The organism is Desulfovibrio subterraneus (assembly GCF_013340285.1).
Taxonomy (GTDB): domain Bacteria; phylum Desulfobacterota; class Desulfovibrionia; order Desulfovibrionales; family Desulfovibrionaceae; genus Halodesulfovibrio; species Halodesulfovibrio subterraneus.
Window position 1 is genome coordinate 719,479 of the sequence record NZ_BLVO01000016.1, and the last position, 18,312, is coordinate 737,790.

At 47.2% G+C, this 18,312-nt stretch carries 20 protein-coding genes; 15 read left to right on the forward strand and 5 right to left on the reverse strand.

Annotation, left to right across the window (positions count from 1 at the left end; translation table 11 throughout):
* Positions 1–2: 2 nt before the first annotated feature.
* Genes HUV30_RS17415 through HUV30_RS17485 form a run of 15 tightly spaced genes read left to right on the forward strand, consistent with a single transcriptional unit; the run spans position 3 to position 14,091 of the window.
* Entirely contained in the window at positions 3–1,067 is a 1,065-nt protein-coding gene (locus HUV30_RS17415) for an N-acetylneuraminate synthase family protein (protein WP_174406770.1), read from the forward strand.
* A 6-nt stretch (positions 1,068–1,073) separates the two neighbouring features.
* A complete protein-coding gene (locus tag HUV30_RS17420) occupies positions 1,074–1,763 on the forward strand; it encodes an LbetaH domain-containing protein (protein ID WP_174406771.1) in 690 nt (229 codons plus the stop codon).
* Positions 1,756–2,526, forward strand: a complete 771-nt coding sequence (locus HUV30_RS17425; protein WP_174406772.1) for a TIM barrel protein — start codon at positions 1,756–1,758, stop codon at positions 2,524–2,526. Before HUV30_RS17420 ends, HUV30_RS17425 begins: the two co-directional genes overlap by 8 nt.
* 6 nt (positions 2,527–2,532) lie before the next feature.
* On the forward strand, positions 2,533–3,465 hold the full coding sequence (locus tag HUV30_RS17430; protein ID WP_174406773.1) for an LbetaH domain-containing protein: 933 nt from the start codon (positions 2,533–2,535) through the stop codon (positions 3,463–3,465).
* Positions 3,462–4,043 (forward strand): hypothetical protein, encoded by a 582-nt coding sequence (locus tag HUV30_RS17435; RefSeq protein WP_174406774.1) that lies wholly within the window; start codon positions 3,462–3,464, stop codon positions 4,041–4,043. The genes HUV30_RS17430 and HUV30_RS17435 overlap by 4 nt, the downstream gene beginning before the upstream one ends.
* The gene (locus HUV30_RS17440) at positions 4,030–4,956 is read left to right on the forward strand and encodes a ketoacyl-ACP synthase III (protein WP_174406775.1); all 927 of its coding nucleotides are present in this window, start codon (positions 4,030–4,032) and stop codon (positions 4,954–4,956) included. Before HUV30_RS17435 ends, HUV30_RS17440 begins: the two co-directional genes overlap by 14 nt.
* A 9-nt stretch (positions 4,957–4,965) precedes the next feature.
* Entirely contained in the window at positions 4,966–5,208 is a 243-nt protein-coding gene (locus HUV30_RS17445; protein WP_174406776.1) for an acyl carrier protein, read from the forward strand.
* Between the two features lie 19 nt (positions 5,209–5,227).
* Positions 5,228–6,274 carry a pseudaminic acid synthase gene (pseI, locus tag HUV30_RS17450; protein WP_243452235.1) on the forward strand — a complete coding sequence of 349 codons (1,047 nt, stop codon included), beginning with the start codon at positions 5,228–5,230 and terminating at the stop codon, positions 6,272–6,274.
* Between the two features lie 52 nt (positions 6,275–6,326).
* Complete coding sequence (locus HUV30_RS17455; protein WP_174406778.1) at positions 6,327–7,001, forward strand: class I SAM-dependent methyltransferase; 675 nt, start codon at positions 6,327–6,329, stop codon at positions 6,999–7,001.
* A gap of 44 nt (positions 7,002–7,045) precedes the next feature.
* Entirely contained in the window at positions 7,046–7,729 is a 684-nt protein-coding gene (locus HUV30_RS17460; RefSeq protein WP_174406779.1) for a PIG-L deacetylase family protein, read from the forward strand.
* Positions 7,730–7,741: 12 nt separating this feature from the next.
* A complete protein-coding gene (locus HUV30_RS17465) occupies positions 7,742–9,331 on the forward strand; it encodes a hypothetical protein (RefSeq protein WP_174406780.1) in 1,590 nt (529 codons plus the stop codon).
* Positions 9,300–10,895: a hypothetical protein gene (locus tag HUV30_RS17470; RefSeq protein ID WP_174406781.1), complete on the forward strand. Its 1,596-nt coding sequence runs from the start codon at positions 9,300–9,302 to the stop codon at positions 10,893–10,895. Before HUV30_RS17465 ends, HUV30_RS17470 begins: the two co-directional genes overlap by 32 nt.
* A gap of 4 nt (positions 10,896–10,899) precedes the next feature.
* Entirely contained in the window at positions 10,900–12,702 is a 1,803-nt protein-coding gene (locus HUV30_RS17475) for an ABC transporter ATP-binding protein (RefSeq protein WP_174406782.1), read from the forward strand.
* Between the two features lie 50 nt (positions 12,703–12,752).
* Positions 12,753–13,349, forward strand: a complete 597-nt coding sequence (locus tag HUV30_RS17480) for a class I SAM-dependent methyltransferase (protein ID WP_174406783.1) — start codon at positions 12,753–12,755, stop codon at positions 13,347–13,349.
* Positions 13,350–13,383: 34 nt separating this feature from the next.
* Positions 13,384–14,091, forward strand: a complete 708-nt coding sequence (locus HUV30_RS17485; RefSeq protein WP_174406784.1) for a WbqC family protein — start codon at positions 13,384–13,386, stop codon at positions 14,089–14,091.
* 23 nt (positions 14,092–14,114) lie between these two features.
* On the opposite strand, the gene HUV30_RS17490 is transcribed toward HUV30_RS17485, so the two are convergent.
* From HUV30_RS17490 to HUV30_RS17510, 5 genes are all read right to left on the reverse strand, one after another.
* Positions 14,115–15,368: a sulfite exporter TauE/SafE family protein gene (locus tag HUV30_RS17490; protein WP_243452236.1), complete on the reverse strand. Its 1,254-nt coding sequence runs from the start codon at positions 15,366–15,368 to the stop codon at positions 14,115–14,117.
* Positions 15,369–15,416: 48 nt separating this feature from the next.
* Positions 15,417–16,601: a putative sulfate/molybdate transporter gene (locus tag HUV30_RS17495; protein WP_174406785.1), complete on the reverse strand. Its 1,185-nt coding sequence runs from the start codon at positions 16,599–16,601 to the stop codon at positions 15,417–15,419.
* Positions 16,602–16,700: 99 nt separating this feature from the next.
* The gene (locus HUV30_RS17500; RefSeq protein ID WP_174406786.1) at positions 16,701–17,522 is read right to left on the reverse strand and encodes a hypothetical protein; all 822 of its coding nucleotides are present in this window, start codon (positions 17,520–17,522) and stop codon (positions 16,701–16,703) included.
* Positions 17,523–17,642: 120 nt separating this feature from the next.
* Positions 17,643–17,897 carry a hypothetical protein gene (locus HUV30_RS17505; RefSeq protein ID WP_174406787.1) on the reverse strand — a complete coding sequence of 85 codons (255 nt, stop codon included), beginning with the start codon at positions 17,895–17,897 and terminating at the stop codon, positions 17,643–17,645.
* Positions 17,898–17,966: 69 nt separating this feature from the next.
* On the reverse strand, positions 17,967–18,305 hold the full coding sequence (locus tag HUV30_RS17510; protein ID WP_174406788.1) for a hypothetical protein: 339 nt from the start codon (positions 18,303–18,305) through the stop codon (positions 17,967–17,969).
* Positions 18,306–18,312: the final 7 nt, after the last annotated feature.

Below are 18,312 nucleotides of genomic sequence, written 5' to 3' on the forward strand. Positions count from 1 at the left end.
ATATGCAAGTGTCATTTGGAAGTATGATGGTGGGAGACGGTAATCCCGTGTGTATTGTCTTTGAGGCAGGCCCCACTCACAATGGCTTGGAATCGGCATTGAAGCTTGTAGATGTTGCTGCAGATGCTGGCGCAGATGCGGTTAAGTTTCAGGTTGTTGATGCTGAAAAGCTTGTATCTGACCCCGCAATTACCTTCAGTTATCAGTGGTTGGCCGATAAAGCCACTGGCCGGGTAGAAACAGCCACCGAATCGCTTCTCGAAATAATAAAGAGACGGGAACTGACGTTTCCCGAGTGGGAAACCGTTATTGGGCATTGTCGAAAGAGAGGGATTGAGTTCTTTTCTACAGCAACCACGGAAGAAGAAGTTCACTTTTTGGCTGCAATGGGTGTTGGTTCAGTCAAGATTTGTTCAGGCGATCTGACATTCCACCATTTGTTGCGTGTGGCTGCTCAGTATCCGTGGACAGTGCAAATAGATACGGGATCATCTACAATCGGTGAAGTCGAGAATGCGATCCTCGTTCTTGAAGAAGCCAATTGTAAGAATATTATTATAAACCATTGTCCTTCCGGTTATCCCGCACATCCCGAGCGAATTAACCTCAGAGTGTTGACTACATTAAAGCAAATGTTCTCATACCCGGTTGCCTTTTCGGACCATACCACCGGGGATGTTATGGATGTCGCTGCCGTTAGCCTTGGGGCACATATGATCGAGAAAACGATTACGCTCGATCGTAATACCCGCAGCCCTGAGCATATTATGTCTCTTGAGCCGCATGAGGCCAAAGATTTTGTAAAAACCATCCGTAGTGTTGAGTTGGCGTTAGGTTCCACCCGCAGGTTGTTGGGAGAGCCTGAGCAGGTGAGCCGGGTGAGAGGACGTCGTAGCTTGTTTGCGGGATGTGCTCTCCAGAAAGGAGACATCCTGGTTCAGTCAATGCTGACCTACGCTCGCCCTGGTGATGGAATCCCGGCGCATTTGGACCATCTTGTGCTGGGGCGGAAGCTGGTGCGCGATGTTCCTGCCGGTAGAAAACTTCAGCTTAGTGATTTTGAGTAGATAGAATTGTCTGCTTTGCAAATGGATGTTTCTAGTTCAGAGCTGTTAGCTCTTGTCGAGCGACAGCTGAACTCTTTCTGGGGAGTGTCCAGGAGGGAGCTTGATGTGTTAAGTCATGTCCTTCCTGGCGCCCTAGCTAAGATTGAAATATGTTTCAGCACGTTAAGCAACAAGTATTGTAATAGAAATGGTGGAGGATATTTTTCGCCGTACCATGCTGATTCGTATTGTGTGTACTTGTATCACTTGGCGAAAGAGCTTTACGAAAAGGAAAGAGACTGGATCGATTTGGCAGATAGGATCTACTATTTGAATCGAGTCATGCATGGGGTTGATTTGTTTTACGGGGTTGATTTACCCACAATTTTTTGGGTCGGGCACCCTCTTGGAGCAGTGATAGGACGCGGCTCATTTGGAGATTATTTTTCATTCAGTCAGGGGTGTAACGTTGGAAATAGCAAGGGGAACTACCCTGTGCTCGGACATCACGTCCATATGTATCCCCGTTCTGCGGTTTTAGGTAGCTGTAAAGTTGGCAATTTCTGCGTGTTGGCTTCTGGAACTATCGTAAAGAATCAAGATGTTCCAAGCAATTCGTTAGTGTTTGGGGAGTCTCCCGATTTGACTTTCAAACCTCTCGAAGAGTCTTATTATTACACCCTCGTTCAGTTCAAAGAAGATCAGGTTTATGTCTAGCTTTCCGTTTTCTGTTGGACTGAAGTTGTTTTCTACTAATAGTCAGCTTATCCCTCTTGTTCAAGACATTCAGGACACAGGGTTGTTTGGGTATGTTGAGCTGTATGTTCTTCCGGGAACATACCGTGAAAATATAAACCACTTTAAGCATATCTCTTTGCCATTTGTCATTCATGCTCCTCACTTTGGGCATGGCGTAAATCTCGCTAACCCGCTTCTGCGTCAGAATAATGTAAAAAAAATTGAAGATGCTCGACGATTTGCCGACAAAACTGGTGCGGAATATATAATTGTGCACGGAGGATTTGATGGAGAATTGGCGGAAGTTATCGAGCAGGTCGGTTTGATTGGTGATTCTCGTTTTTTGTTGGAAAATTTGCCTTTTTGGGGTGATGCAGGGCAGAGATGTATCGGTTCGTCGCCCGATTCAGTGTCAGTTGCGCTGCAAAGCGGTGTATTTTTAGGTTTTGTTTTAGATGTTGGGCATGCTGCATGCGCATCTGCATCCACCCAAAGTGATTTTTTATCATACTTGGATTCGTTTTTGTCTTTATGTCCCAAGATGTTTCATGTTTCTGACGGCCATTTGAATTCCGGTCAGGATATGCATTTGCCCATTGGATTTGGTGATTTTCCTTGGAGAGATATACTTAAGAGAATTCCTGACCGTTCTATGCTGACTATGGAAACCCCCAGGGATATGCGCTTTGGGCTCGCTGATACTGTAAATGATCGTCACCGAATTGAAGAAATTTTTGGGTAACCATCTATGCTTAATGAACTTCTGGATTTGCCCCATAACGCAAAGCTTGTTGTGAGTGTGTGGGGAGAAGAAGCCCTGGCGAGAGTCGTTAGGACTGGGCGCTTGAATGCTGATATTCCGGGTACCATTGTTCATGTTCTGAATAATGCCCTTTTAGAGCGGGCAGTCAGGGCTGAATTTGTTGAGGCAATAATCGTTCCTCAGAGTTTTGGTCTTGATGAGGCCTATTTTTCATCAACTGCCAAGCATAAGGCTTTTATAGTCTCAACAAACCCCGAAGAATTGTTCTATAATCTGCATAATGCCTATGCTGATTATTGCATTTCAAGCCCTGTAAGGCAGAAAGGGCGTGTTGGTGAGTCGGTATGCGTCCATCGGACTGCCGTGGTAGGTGAGGGGGTGGACTTGGGAGACAGGGTTACAATAGGACCCTATTCGGTGGTTGGTGATAATATATCAATAGGAGATGGGACATATATTGGGTCTCATGTGGTGATCGGAGACGATGGCCTCTTTTGGTATGACCCCAGTGGTGAGCGGGTGCACGTAAAGCACGTGGGGCGTGTTCAAATTGGCAAGAATTGTCACATACAGTCCCACTCTGTGATTGCACGATCATGTTTTTCTGAAACAGCAACGTCTATTGGTGATTTTGTGAATGTCGGTTTTCATGTCACAATAGGTCATGATTGTATAATAGATGATCGCTGCAGTATTTCAAGTAATGCTGCTATTGCTGGCCATACTTCTGTTGGCAAAGAGTGCTGGGTTGGTTTGGGCGCTCTCATTAGTAATACGCTTGCAGTTGGTGATAGGGCATCTGTGAAAATAGGGTCTGTTGTTGTAGATGATGTTATGTCTGAAGAATCGGTTTCCGGAAATTTTGCTATCAAGCATAATTTGAAATTGCGCGATTATATGAGGTCAAAAAGAAAATGACGGTTACATTTTGCTATCGAGGAAAAAGGGATTATATACTCGGCGCAGATATTCTTGATTATGTGCTGCAAGAAGCATCTATTTCTATCGATGCCTCTGGGTACGATTTTTTAGTTGTGAAAAAGGCTCATGGTATTTGCAGAATATCTGATTCTTCAAGTGTCGATGCAGATAGTGGCCGTGTTGCTGCTTTAAAGATCGGAAGTCAAGAGTTTTCCATATTTGAAACAGATGATAAACCTGTTTTAAGAGTGGTATGTGATGAGTCGTCTATGTCCGGGTTTTTTACAATAGATGAATCAGGTTCTTGTGTGAACGTGTCGTCTCCTATCAATAATGCCTCGTTTGCAAGATCTGCTGTTGTAGCATTTAAGTATTTGTTAAACTCAATTTTAGGGAACGAAGGGCGATCATATTTATTTGTTCGATTGAATATGAAGGCTATTCCTTCTGCTTCGTTTGCTATTCGCTATGCTAGGATTGTTGCCAAGAAGTTTTACGAAGGCGTGATTGTAGCCGATGGGAATGAGGTCGGCAGAATATACTTTTCAGAGGGTGTTTCGAATGTTGGGAATTAAGAATATTGGTGTCGCTTTAGGTGATACGGTTGTTGACAATGTTTCGCGTGCTGCACTGTTTGGAAAAACCGAATCGTTTGTCACCGATAAGATCGGTTTTTCAACTGTTGTGAGAGCTGATGGCTGTGAAACATCAGATTTGTGTTGTAAGGCGTATGCTGATTTGTGTGCTAAGGCTTCTGTCGATATCGAAACGATAGATTGTATAGTCGTTTGTACACAAAATCCTGATGGTGCTGGTTTGCCACACACCTCTGCCTTGCTCCATGCAAAGTTAAATGCACCAGAAACTGTGGCTGCATTTGATATCTCGCTAGGTTGTTCTGGATATGTCTATGGCCTTTCGGTTGTGCTTGGTCTCATGGAGCACGCTGGGTTTTCCAAAGGGTTATTGTTTACCGCAGATCCATATTCTAAAGTATTGGACTCAGATGACGCAGTGACAGAAATGTTGTTCGGTGACGGGGCAACTTGTACTTTTATTTCAAATGATCCGGTATATGCTGTCGGTAAGACGGCTTTTGGAACCAATGGTGCTTTGGGTGGTGCCTTGGTTGTTGATCCGTTAACGAAGAAGTTGCATATGGACGGACGGTCTATATTTAATTTTACTATGCGTGTTGTTCCTGACCAAATCAGTAAATGTTTAGAGTTGAATAATGTTACGTCTGAAAGCGTTGATTTGTTTTTGCTACATCAGGCGTCAAGATATATAATTGAAAATATGGCGAAGCGCCTTGGTGTTCCTGTGGAAAAGGTGCCGTTTAAGCTTCACCATACTGGTAATCTCGTGTCTTCAACTTTGCCTTTTATGCTCAGTGATTATATTGAATCTGGTCCTGAAAAGATTTTGCTTTCAGGATTTGGGGTTGGATTGTCTTGGGCGTCAACGGTTTTGAACCGTGCTATTTAGGAGTTTGCAATGAATATTGATGATTTTCGTAATGGCTTTCAGAAGGTTTTGGGAGAGGTGGTTACAACTAAATTTGATCGCCCAATCAGAGATGATGAATTGTTCTCAGACTATGGGTTAGATTCTCTTGATGTAATGAATTTATTTTTGCAACTCGAGGACGAATTTGGTGTACCTCTTGGAGAAGACGTAGATCCCGAAGTTTGCAATACGTTGGAAAAGCTTTTTAATTTTGTTGACGAGAGAAAGTAGCTTAGTAATGGAGTCTGTTGTGTCAACTTCATCAGTTCAGATCGGTTCACGGTTAGTCGGATCTGGCCATAAAGCATATATTATTGCCGAAATGAGTGCTAATCATAATGGTAATTTTGATTATGCTGTCAACATGATAAAAGAAATGAGCATGTGCGGAGCTGATGCTGTAAAAATTCAAACATTTACTGCGGATTCGATTACGATAGACTGTGACAGCTCTTTATTTAAGCCGCGGCATAGTCAATGGGCTGGACTGAACTTGTTCAAGCTTTACGAAAAGGCTGCTATGCCCTTCGAGTGGCAGCCTAAATTAAAAAAACTTGCTGATGAGTTGTCTGTTGATTTTATCTCAACGCCTGTTGACAGCGCAACGGCTGTTTTTTTGGATGATCTAGTTTGTGCTTACAAAGTTGCTTCCTTCGAGCTTGTCGATATCCCATTTCTTAAGTCGTTAGGCGCTATGGGAAAGCCAGTGATTCTTTCTACAGGTATGGCAACGTTAGCTGAAATTGAAGAAGCCGTAGAAGCTGTTCGTTCGGGGGGAACCGAAGTGGTGCTGCTGAAGTGCACCAGTGCGTATCCTGCTGTCCCCGAAGAGGCTAACTTGCGTACTATTCCTCACCTTTCCCAAGCTTTTCATTGTCCTGTTGGGTTGTCCGATCATACCAAGGGGATAACTGTTCCTGTGGCCGCCGTAGCGCTAGGGGCGAGCGTTATTGAAAAGCATTTTATGCTCCCTGATGTTGAGGGACTTGATAAAGATTTTTCGCTAACTCCTCAGGAATTTAAGGATATGGTGGATTCTGTCCGTAATGCTGAAGCAGCACTGGGGGCGGTGCATTACGGCCCTACTGAGCGAGAGCTGGCAGGTGGGCATAAGTCGCGGCGTTCCCTTTTCGTTGTTAAGGATATGGAGAAAGGGGAGGTTTTTTCTGATCAAAACGTGCGAAGCATTAGGCCCGGTGCAGGGATGAAGCCCAAGTATTTTGAAAAGGTTTTAGGTAAGGTTGCGACTCGTGATGTTGAGCGGGGAACCCCGCTTAGTTGGGATTTGCTTGGTTAACATTTAGGTATTTCATATTTTTCACAATTTAATGCAATAAGGCACAGCGACCATGACAAAGGAGTTTGATTGCACTTGGGAAGAGCGTTACGCTTCTGGCCATTGCCAGCGATATCCTTGGGATATGGTGGTCAGTTTTGTTTATTCTTCCTTGCCTCGTGATGTGGCGAGGAATGAAATTAGAATTTTAGAAGTGGGTTGCGGTACTGGTAGTAATCTCTGGTTTGCCGCTCGTGAGGGTTTTTCTGTTGCCGGGCTTGACGCAAGTGAAAGTGCTATCCGTTTTGCAGTTGATAGATTCGCTAAAGAAGGCTTGGAAGGAGATTTTCGAATCGGGAGTTTTACATCTCTGCCATTTGAAAATGCAATATTTGATTTGGTGATTGATAGGGCTGCCTTAACTTGTACTGGTTTCTCTCATTCGCGTATGGCTGTTGATGAAATTTATCGTGTTCTTAAGGCTGGTGGGAAAATGCTCTCAATGACATATAGTAAGGAGCATACAAGTTACTGTTCTGGTGATTGTGTTGGTGATGGGTTGATCGATAATATTTCTGCCGGAACTTTGACTGGAATTGGGCAAGTTTGTTTCTATAGTAAAGAAGATTTGCAAAATCTTTTCAGCCAATTCATTATTTCAAAGATGACGCATATTACAAAAAATGAAGTCTATCCTCACAGCGATTGGGTTCATTCTACGTGGTGTGTTGAAGTTTTGAAGAGTTAATCTGGCTTCAAATTTACTTTTGTATTTTGAATGTGGAGTTAATAGTGAAAAGGGCTCTTGTTGTTGCAGCGCATCCTGACGATGAAGTTTTGGGGTGCGGAGGAACTATTGCAAAGCTTGCTATGAATGGCTTTAGCGTGGATGTCATTATCATGGCTGAAGGAGAGACGAGTCGCTCTTCTTTTGAACAAAGTAGTGCTGAAGAGTCACTTGCAGCTCTTCGGAAGGCGGCTACAGAGGCTGGTGCGCTGTTAGGTGCCGCCTCGGTTGTGCTGCTTGGTCTGCCTGATAACCGAATGGACAGCATGGATTTGCTTGATGTTGTTAAACGCCTTGAAGCGACAGTTGGCGATACTTGCTATAATGCCGTTTATACGCATCATTCGGGAGATGTTAATATTGATCACCAGATCGTGAACAGGGCGGTTGTCACAGTTTTTCGACCCATGCCTGGTAAGCATAATCCATCAATTTATGCCTTTGAAGTACCTTCAAGTACAGAGTGGCAACCGCCGTCACAGTCTTTTCCGTTTCTTCCTACTGTTTTTGTTGATGTTTCTGCTGTTCTTGAAAGAAAGATTGCTGCGTTGAAAGTGTATGAGAGCGAGATGCGGCCGTGGCCTCATGCCAGAAGTCTCGCTGCTGTCGAAGCGTTGGCGAAATGGCGTGGAGCGACCGTTGGTGTGGATGCAGCCGAAGCTTTTGTTGCTTGCAGAATAATTGAGTAGAAGATCATTGTTTTGAAAAAAGTTTTATATATAAAATCACCTTGCGCACTCTGGAGTGATCTGGCTGCTAAGCTTTGTGATGAGTATGCATGGCAGCCTTCTATTTTTTTAGGAGCTAACCCCGAGTCCAAATATAGCAAGGCTATTGTCGAAAAATATCCTGATGTACAGCTTGTGACACACTCCTCAGCCCTTAGGGGTTGTCTTTGGGAAGGGATGGAGCAGCAGGAATTGAGTGCGATTGATGCTCCTCTTGTTCAATCGTACTCTGGAGTTTTTCAGCGATTTTATGAAGTTGGGAGGCGATATTTTCTTCCTAATGCGTACCATTCTGACTATTTCGCATACTGTTATAGATTGATAAGAATATATACATGGCTTGTGAATAAGCGAGCTTTTGATATTGTAATAGCAAATAGTGTTCCGCATAGATTTTATGATAATATTTTGTACGAAGTGTGTAAAAGAAATAACGTTCCTTTCCTGGGCTTCGAAGTTGCTACGAATTTTCCGCAGCTCCATTATGTAGCTGCAGACTTTGAAGACAGGGCAAAAGCGATTGGCGACAAGTTTAAAAGTAATGATGTCTTGCCGATTATTCCTGTTGCAATGCGTAACGCTATGGATCGTGTTGCGGGGGCATATCAAGACGGTAAGCCTGAGCATTTTCAGCGGACAGAGAAGCGTTTGCAAGGGCAGGGATGGAAGGCTAAGGTTAGGAGTTCGTTGCCACCGTTCGCTCGCTTGGGATGGGGGATGGCCAGTTTGCTCATCAAGGGGAAGTTGTTTTCTTCAGGTGGTAAATTGCTTATTTCACCTGAAGTTAGGTGGACTGAGGCTTGCTTCGCTTCAAACCGAGCTTGTCAGTGGCAGCGTTATTTAGCGGATAGAGGGGCGCATTTGGCAAGGCGGTGGTATGAAAGGCACACTGTTGAACCTGATCTCACCAAGCCGTATATCTATTTTTCGGCGAGTCGCCAGCCCGAAAGGTCTACGGCCCCTGATGCTGGGCGTTTTGCAGATTTGGCCCTGATCTGTGAGTGCCTGTCGTCCGCAGCTCCGGCTGGCTGGAATGTTTATTACAAGGAACACCCCTCAAACTTCAGGAAGGGCGATATAGAGTATGCCCAGAGAAGCGTTGAGTACTATGAGCGTATACGTCGGGTGGCTCCGAGGGTTCAGTTTATCGCCTCTGATTGTGATCCCTTCGAGTTGATTGACCGATCCAAATGCGTCGCCGCCGCAACAGGTTCCGTTGTGTGGGAGGCGGCGTTGAGAGGTAAGCCAAGTCTGATTTGGGGAGACTTCTGGTTGAGATATTTACCTGGAGTGCAGTACGTTTCTTCAGCAGAATCCTGCGGTGAGGCTTTGGTCAAAATTCAAGAGGGTCTGGCGCCTCGCTATGAAGATGTAGAGCGGTATGTAGCTGCGCTGTATGCTACAGGTTTGCCCAATTCTCTTCACAGGGTTAGGGATATTGAGTCGCTCAAGCGTGATGATGCCGATGGCTATGGTGAGCGTTTAAAGTGTATGGCAGAGGTTGTGCGTCAGGCTTGGCTGAGATGTTCCGATGAGATGGCTGGAGGACGGTGTTTTGATTAAGGTTTTGTATGTTCATACCGCATCGAATGTTTGGAAAAGTTTGATTGAAAGATTTGAGGCTGCCAGATGGCAGCCTGTTTGTTATTGTGGCATGGGAGGGGATGATGTTTTTTTGCATCACAGTCTTCGTTGTGTTCCACAATATTCCTACCGTGATGCTCTGTTGGGTGTTATGCCTGATTGGATAGATTCTCTATGTTGTTTAGATCATGATGTGTTGTCGTATATTGAGCAGTATGAAACAATGTTGCTTGAAATACCATCTCGGTTTGAAGTTTTTGGTTCCTCTTTGAGTTACGAGGAACGAAGGGATTTCTTATATCAAGTTGTGAGGATTTTTGTTTCCATATTGCGAGAATTGAAGCCTGATGTTCTTGTTGCTGCGAGTGTGCCTCATCGTTTTGTTGATAATGTTTGGCACCTTGTTTGCGAATACTACTCAATCCCCACTTTGTATCTAGAGCATGTCAGGATCGCGGATAGGAAATTTGTAATTTCTGATCTACAAGACCGCGGGATAAGTCTTGATTCCGGAGGTGTGACCTGCGGAGAGGGCTTGAGCGATGATATCAGGCTGTTCTGGGAAAATCAGCGCTCCGATTATGAATCGGCTCGGCCACGATATCTTTCACCTGAGGCAGGCTTCTCTGCTTGCGCTATGTCGCGGAAAAAACGTGTGTTGCGTTTTTTAGGGCGTTATCCACGGATCCTTGTGTTGTTGGAGATTGTATTTTTGCTTGGAAAGGGAAGGTTGGGAGCTTTGTCCGGTGTTTACTGTTTGGACAGACATAAGCGTTTGGTGTGGGCCACCGAGAGGGTTCGTGCGATTGCGCGCGCTCGCCTCAGTGCTCAGATTTTAAAGGCGCGTAAGTTCTATCTTTCAGAGTGTGCTGTGCCGGATTATGATAAGCCTTATGTTTATTTTGCTCCACACTATCAGCCTGAGCGGTCGAGTTGTCCAGATGCCGGTATCTATCATGACATGGCGATGATTGCGGAAACAATAGCTAAATCGTTGCCGCAAGGGTGGAGTCTATATTACAAAGAGCATCCGCGGGCTCTAGAAGTTCCCACACATCCAGGAAATCCACGAACAGTTTCATATTATAAGGGCTTGAAGGCCAATTGTCCTAATATCATTTTTCTCGAACCAGATGTTAATCCATTTGATGTGATGGATAGGTCTAGGTGTGTTGCTTCCGGAACCGGGACGTCTCTTCTGCAGGGAGTTTTGCGAGGGAAGCCCGGATTATTGTTCGGAGATGCAAGTTTCTCAAGAGCTCCGGGTATATATAAAATACGAGGGGTTGAAGATTGTCGTTGCGCTTTGGATGAAATACAGGATGGTAGAACCCCATGGGGAAGTGTCGAAGATTATTTGAAAACCGTTGACGCAGTTACTCGTAGATATGACTTGTATTTCAAGGATATGATTTCAATTAGGCGTACAGGTAGTACTGTTATGTCTGGTGAAGTTGCGTGCGATAATGAAATAGATTGTCTTGCGAAAGAGTTTATTGAAATGTTTAACTTTGTGCGAAAGCAGAACGTAAAAGTTAGTTAATCTCATGACAATAACGGAATTGGTTAAAATTTTTTGGTCGATCATAGCGCCTGATAACAAAAAAAGGCTTTTTTTTGTCGTTTTTATGCAGTGTGTGGCAGCTGTTGTTGAAAATGTTATGGCTGTTTCTATTGCTTCTTTTGCTTCATTTTCCGTTAATCCCCAAGCTTTCTTAGAAAATACAAAAGTTATTATTTTGTTGTCACATATACCGTTTGTAGAAGCAAGAGTTGTCGACATAATGTTGTTTCTAGTTGCTGCAATGGTTGTATCCGTTGCTTTGAAGGTGGTGTTTAGCTTAAGCTCTGAGTATATGCAGTCTACTCTTGCTGAGAAGATTAGCAATGACACCGCTATGGCAACGATGAAATCTCTGATGGCTCGAAGCTTTTCTTGGCATCTTAAGCAAAATCCTGCAGACCTTGTGCTGGCTTTACAGTGGCGGCAGTTCGGGAGTGGTCTTTGTTCAACTATAACGCAAATTGTTTTTAACATAATGCTTGCGTTGCTTTTGCTGTCTACGTTGTGTTTTGCTGATCCTGTGCTGGTGATTCCAATGCTAATTATAAGTTGTATGGGAGGGGCTGTTTATAAGGTCTTTCGAGGGAGAGTTTCGAGCACTTCAAAGCTGTATTTTTACATCTGCCTTGTTATTAATGCAATTGTGTCGCGTGGGATCTATGGTGTCCGGGAAGTGAAGGTGTTTCAGGCAGAGAATTATTTAGAAAAAGAATTGTCGGAGCAGTTGGATAAAGGTGCTCCTTACAGAGCTTTGCAAAAGTTTTATGCCGTATGCCCAACAAATGCCCTTGAATTTCTCGTCATTATGACGGTCGGGGGGTTTGGTGCATATTTGATTATATGGTCCGGTATGAGCCAAGGTGCGGCCGTTGCGATGCTGTCGTTGCTGGCTGTGAGTGGGTGGCGCATGGTGCCTGCTGCCAATAAGATCATTACCGGATTCAAAACATTGGAACAATCTTGGCCCTACCTTGAAAAGCTCGCTACCTATATTTCGGGAGGCCATCGAGAAGTGTATGAAGATGGGGAGCAGGCTGAGCTGTGTTTTGATAATGATATTCGCGTGGATAATCTCGCATTTTCTTATGATGTTGAATCTTTACCTGTGCTTTCTGATGTTTCATTCGACATTAGGAAGGCTCAGACGACAGCTATTATTGGTGATTCGGGTGCTGGTAAGAGTACGATGTTATATCTGCTGTTAGGATTGCTTGACCCAACTGGCGGGAATATCTTGCTTGGTGACCGTAGGCTTGATGCTACTACTAGAGGTGCCTGGTTGAAGAGGGTGGGGTATGTTCCTCAATCTCCTTATGTTCAAACGGGAACATTGGCTGAAAATATCGCTTTTGGCGTTCCGAAGCCTGAGATATCAATTGATAGGGTGATGGAGTGTTGCAAGTTGGCTGCAATTGATTTTATTGACGAGCTTGCGAACGGTCTTGATACGGTTGTTGGGGATGGTGGGGTCAGGCTTTCCGGTGGCCAGTGTCAGCGAGTTGCTATAGCCCGGGCGCTGTATAGAGATCCTTGTGTGCTTATTTTCGATGAGGCAACAAGTGCGCTGGACACTCATAATGAGCAGGCTGTGATGGGAGCCCTTATGTCTTTGCGCGGGAAAATGACCATGGTTTTGGTTACCCACCGACTTGATAGTGCTTTTGCATGTGATCGCGTTGTGTATTTAAGGAAGGGGGAGGCTGTGGTGGTGGGGGCGCCTGATGAAATCATACCTTTGTACAAAGAGCGTCAGGTTTGCGATGTCGGTTTTTCCGAATGCCGTTAGTTGGTTGTGTTTAGGTTCTTGTGGTTTGTTTTTAAGAGAAGGGATTTTTTATGAAGTATGCTGATAAGGTCGTGGATTATTTTTCAAAGCTGATAGATAGGCACGGCGAGTCAGTCGAGGTGGTGGATTGGGGTAGCGAGTCGAGCCAGAGGCTTCGGTTTGATGTCATATATGAAGCTGGTTTAGGTGGAGTTGGTTCCGTGTTGGATGTTGGCTGTGGTAGAGGGGACTTTTATCCTTATATTTTATCGCGGAATCCCGCTGTTGATTATTTGGGAGTTGATCTCACCCCCGGGATGGTTTCGTTGGCGCAGAAGCGGTTTCCGCATGCTCGTTTTGAGTGTCGAGATGTGTTGGTTGACACGCTTCCAGAGGGGGCATTTGATGCTGTAGTTGCGTCTGGAATTTTCCATATTGTTTTGGAGGATAATATTGCTTTTGCAAGAAAAATGATATCTTCTTTGTTTTTGTGTGCCCGTAAAGTTCTTGTTTTCAATATGCTGAGTTCGCACGCTTCAGAAAAAGAACCAGGAGAGTATTATTTTTCTCCTGAAGTTGTTTTGAATGTTTGTCAAAGTATATCTGTGCGCACAGTGATAAGGCATGATTATAAGATTAACGATTTTACTGTTTATATGTATAAGTAAAATCTTATTTCCATAAATATATTAGGAAAATATTGTGAGTAAATCTATTGTTATTAGTCAGCCAAGGTTTCTTCCTGCTTTGAATTATTTTCAACGTATGGAGATCTGTGATTGTTTTGTATTTCTTGATACGGTTCAATACTCGCCAAGCGATTGGGAGAATCGTAATAAAATAAAAACCCCTTTGGGTGCGCAGTGGGTTACCGTTCCAGTTAAAAACTCTGGTCACGGAATGCGAATTTTTGATACAGAGATTGAGAATAAGCACAACTGGAGATCGAAAATACTCAAGACGTTGCGCCAGAATTACTCTAAGGCGCCTTTTTACACTTACTGTATGCCATATTTGGAAGAATGTTTTTCTCAGGATTGGTATAAGCTTGTTGATTTGAATATGCATTTGATCGACTTTGCTTGTCGTACTTTAGATATTTCATGCGAATTTGTATTTTCATCTGAACTGAATGTGGATGGTTCTGGTGAGGCTTTGTTGATCAATTTATGTAAAAATCTTGGTGCAGATAAGTACATTTCTGGTTCTCTTGGTCGTAATTATATCACGAAGAGAAATTGGGATGATGAGGGTATAGAGCTGTGTTATCATGATTTTGAGCCATATGAGTATCCCCAAATCTACGGTGAATTTCTCCCGTGGCTTTGTTTTGTCGATTTGTTTATGAATTGCGGGCCAAAGAGTAAGGACTATTTTTTTAAGAACTTAGGTGAAATAACCCCAGCATAAAAGGCCATTTTGCCCTTACTCTGTTACACTTCCCGCAGCATATGAACACGACCGATAAGGGTTGAGAGTACCCATATGCAGAATATGCTGATGGCACCGTAAAAGGCATAGTTTCCGGCGCGGGCCAGCATTGTGGCTGTCATGTCGGAGAGTGTGAGCATGTCCATGGCCTGCATTTTCAGTGGCAGATCAAACAGGCGGTTCAGAAAACCGGCCAGAATGGCTATGGCGTAAAAGCCTCTTATGTAGGTGCCTTTCACCACGCGGGTAGTCATGGCGCCGAGCTGGATGCCGAGCAGGGAGCCTATGAGCATACCCACGGCCAGCGTGTAGAAGACGAATCCATAGGCAGCGTACTGCGTTATGGAAGCATACCCCGCCGTGAAGATGATCTGCAGGATGTCAGTGCCCACCGTGGTGAGGCTGGAAACACCCAGAACGTACACGTAGAGCGGAAAGGTGAGAAACCCGCCCGCAACGCCGAGCAGGGTGGCGATGAAGCCCACAATGGCCCCGCAGCAGGCGACAAACCATGCCGAAATGCGCTTGCCGCCGTCGAAGAGGTCTTCGTCAAAGGCAACCATGGGGGGCAGGTTGATGGCCTGCAGGCTCATCGGCAGGCTGGGTTCATTGGTCTGTGCGCCCGTTCCGGCCGTCATGCGCAGGCGTATGAAATCAAACAGGGCATAGCTGCCGAGAAAACCGAGCAGCAGAACATACATGATGTTGATGAACAGATCGCTCAGGGCCGGGTCGGCACTGTAGAGCGCTCTGTTTATGCTGCCCCCTGCGGAAACACCCGCAATGGACCCCGCCAGCATGGCAAGGGCCAGCCGCACATTCACGTTACCGAGCTTTCTGTGCACTATGGTGCCCATGATGGCCTTGGCGAAGATGTGGAACAGGTCGGTGCCCACGGCGATTATGCCCTTCACGCCAATACTCATGAGTGCAGGCGTGATGATGAACCCACCCCCCGCCCCGATGCAGCCGGTGATCAGGCCGGAGCAGAGCCCTATGACTATGGCGAGGCAGAATATGCCCGGCGTAAAGTACATGGGGCTGTAAGAAAGCGTTCCTCCCAGCGTTTCCGGTCCCTCAAAACCGGCCTCGGCAACGGAAAGCCCGATAACCGGCAGCAGCAGAAGAAAGAGCGCAGCCCGTGCTCTTGGCGTTTTTAGTATGGAAGAAGCCAGCTCACGCTCGCGCTGTGCATACATCCGCGAAGCCGCTTTGAGCGTGGTGATTATTCCTGACATAGAAACAGTTCTGGGCATGTCGTCCATCTCCTTGTCGTCCATCTCCTTATCTGCCGTGCGACGGGGCTATACCGAAATTACCCCTCGTTCCATGAGCCATGCCACCAGTATGCCGCACAGAAACGCCACCGTAAGGTTGAAGGTGAGGGTGCAGGCAACCATGAGGAATATGGTGAACAGGTGGCCGCGGGTTTCCATGTCGCGCATGGCAAGGCACAGTTCAATGCCTGCAAAGAGCAGCATGGTGCCGAGAACGGCAACGGGGATGATGCGCACCACGTCAAACATGCCCTGTCCGGCAAGCAGGGGCAGCATCAGGAATATGCCTCCGATCATGAGGTTGCTTGCGCCGGTTCGCGCACCGAACCGGTAGTGCGCAGCCAGACCCCCCGCACCGTGGCACATGGGCATGCCACCGAGCAGCGCGCCGCCCAGACAGGCCAAGCCCATGCTGGTGCACAGCGCGCGCGGGGTGTTGCGGGCAGCACCTTCCGGATAGTACTTGTTCGCAAGGTCGGCGTTGGCGAATACGGCATTGCCAATCGTCATGGGCAGCTGTGGCAGCACCATGGCAGGCAGGGCGATGATGAAGTCGGAGAGCCCCGGCAGGCCGTGGGGCAGCAGGGCGGGCAGGCTGGGGCTGAAAGAGATGGAGTGCTCGCCGAAAATCAGGCCGAAGATGATGCCGCAGACAATGGTCACCAGCGCGCCGGGGAATCGCTTGCTGTCAATAAGCCCCAGCAGAAGGAAGAGGCTGATTACGCCGAGCACCAAACTCCAGGGGATGCCTGCAAGGGAACCCATGCCGAGCCATGGCTCGGAAAGCTTGGCCTGCAGGGGCGATATCCCGGCAATGAATCGCACTCCCTGCAAGGCCAGCAGCAGGCCGGTGGAAACCTGCACTCCGCGGATAACTTCCTTGGGGACAATGCGTTGCAGTCGCTTTGCCCCGTCAAACCATGCGATGAGCAGAAGCAGTATGGCCATCCAGATGCCGGCCGCATGAACGACAGTAGCCGTGGCACCTGTGGCCACGGCATACGCACCGATGGTCTTCATGGGCTGAACGGCAATGGGCGTGCCGTAGTAGTGACCTGCGATCAGATAGAAGAGTCCGACGCCTACAAAGAGCCCCATGGCGTCCAACCCGTTTACAGCGATCATGCCGACCGAAAGGGGCAGCAGTGTTCCAAGATCGCCAATAGCCCCGGCCAGTTCAGTACGTGTGAAGCGCATGCGGATGCTTTGCATGGGTGTCTCCGGCAGTCCCGGTTCAAGGCCGGAGGTTGCTGAAGCCTCCGGCCGTGAGGTGGTTATGGCTTTCAGGCCAACGCGTATGAGGAAATTTGTCTAATTCGTACCGTCGCTTTGGGGGCGTCCGCTTCCGGGAATATTGATGCTGACAAGGTAAGATGCCTTGATCCGCACGTCCGGTCCCACGGATGCCATGGTGCTTGTGTCATATACGTCGCGGGCTTCTATCGTGCCCATGTAGTTGCCGCTAGGGTCGAGCAGCGAGAGCAGCGAGCCTTGGTGCACCCCGTGCCGCTTGCCCAGATTAAAGGCAATCTCCCATCCCTTTCCTTCCCGCGCCATTTTGAAGATGGTGCTCATGCCTTTGGCCTGCAAAGCCTCTTCCTGAAGGATGGAGGCCTTGTACGAGTAGTAGAGAAGCAGCAGGCAGCAGGGGAAGACCATCAGGGTGATGATCCATGGTTTGAAGCCGAACAACCGTTCGGAGAAGGTCTCCATGTCCGCACGCATGTCGGTTTCGTTTTCAAAGATCCGTATGGCGACGCGTGAAGTTCCTTCGCCGACAGCAACTCCCTTTTGGTGAACGGTAATGTGGTAGGTTCCGGCGCGGGTGTCGTCCGTTACCTGATACGTACCCCGCCACATGCGGCCGGAAAGTTCCTGAATCACCAGTGAGCCGGAAACATTGTCGGTTTCATAGAGAATGTTCTCGGCAAGTGCCTTTGGGTCGTTCTGCATGCCGGCAAGGCGTTCAAGTTCGGGTCCCGAGGAATCCAGATCTCCGCTGACGAGTATGGGGGCTCCGCGCAATCCCCGTACCACCTTCCCTCTGTCACCGATGGCGGTGCACGAATCAAGAAGAGAGAAAGCCAGCAGGGAGAAAGTGAGTATGGCTGCAAGGCGGAGAGATCTGTCCATGGGATGTTCCTTTGTTGTTTGGGCTTCTTTGGGCGGGTTAGCGCCTGATCTGCCGGTGAATGGCAGCGCCTGCGGTCAGGCCGATGAATACGGCCAGCATGATGAGCATATATACCATGGCTAAGCCCCCAGTTCCTTGGTCAGTCCGTGTTCTTCCATGGGATCGAAGGTGCTTTCCTGACCCTTGCCGAATCTGCGGATGAGATGGCGGCAGGTGAAGAAGGTGGCAAGCATCACGGGAACGTAGAGCTTGAGAAAGGTGTAGGGCATGGTTTCCGGGTCGCCGTGGCTGTAGTAGATGCAGAAGGCAAGCTCAGCCAGCAGCAGAATGTCCATGGTGATAAGGGTAACGCGTTGCTTCGTGTTCAGGCTCATAAGATTTCTCCTTGTGAGGTGCCGGGATGGTAGGGACATCCCGGCACCTTCCGGGGGGTGGTATGCAGACTACTTTTTCATCAGGTCTTGCTTGGAAACATTCATGACCTTGATGGCGCTGCGCTTGTCACCTTCGACCTTGTAGGCGATGCGGACGATGTCGCCGGGCTCGGGGTGCATGCCCACCTTGGCCTTGGATACGTCGTAGATGTTGATGATGCCGGTTGCGCCACCGTACTTCTGGCCTTCAGTGAAGTGCGTGTCATATTCTTCAATCACCAGCTGCTTTTCCTGCTGGTTGAAGCTTTTGCAGATGCCCTGGCTCACTTCCGCAGCGTAGGTGACGGAATGGATGGCGAAGATGCTGAGAACTGTGAGCATGGCAAGTAACAGGCGTGCGGTTTTCATATCTGTT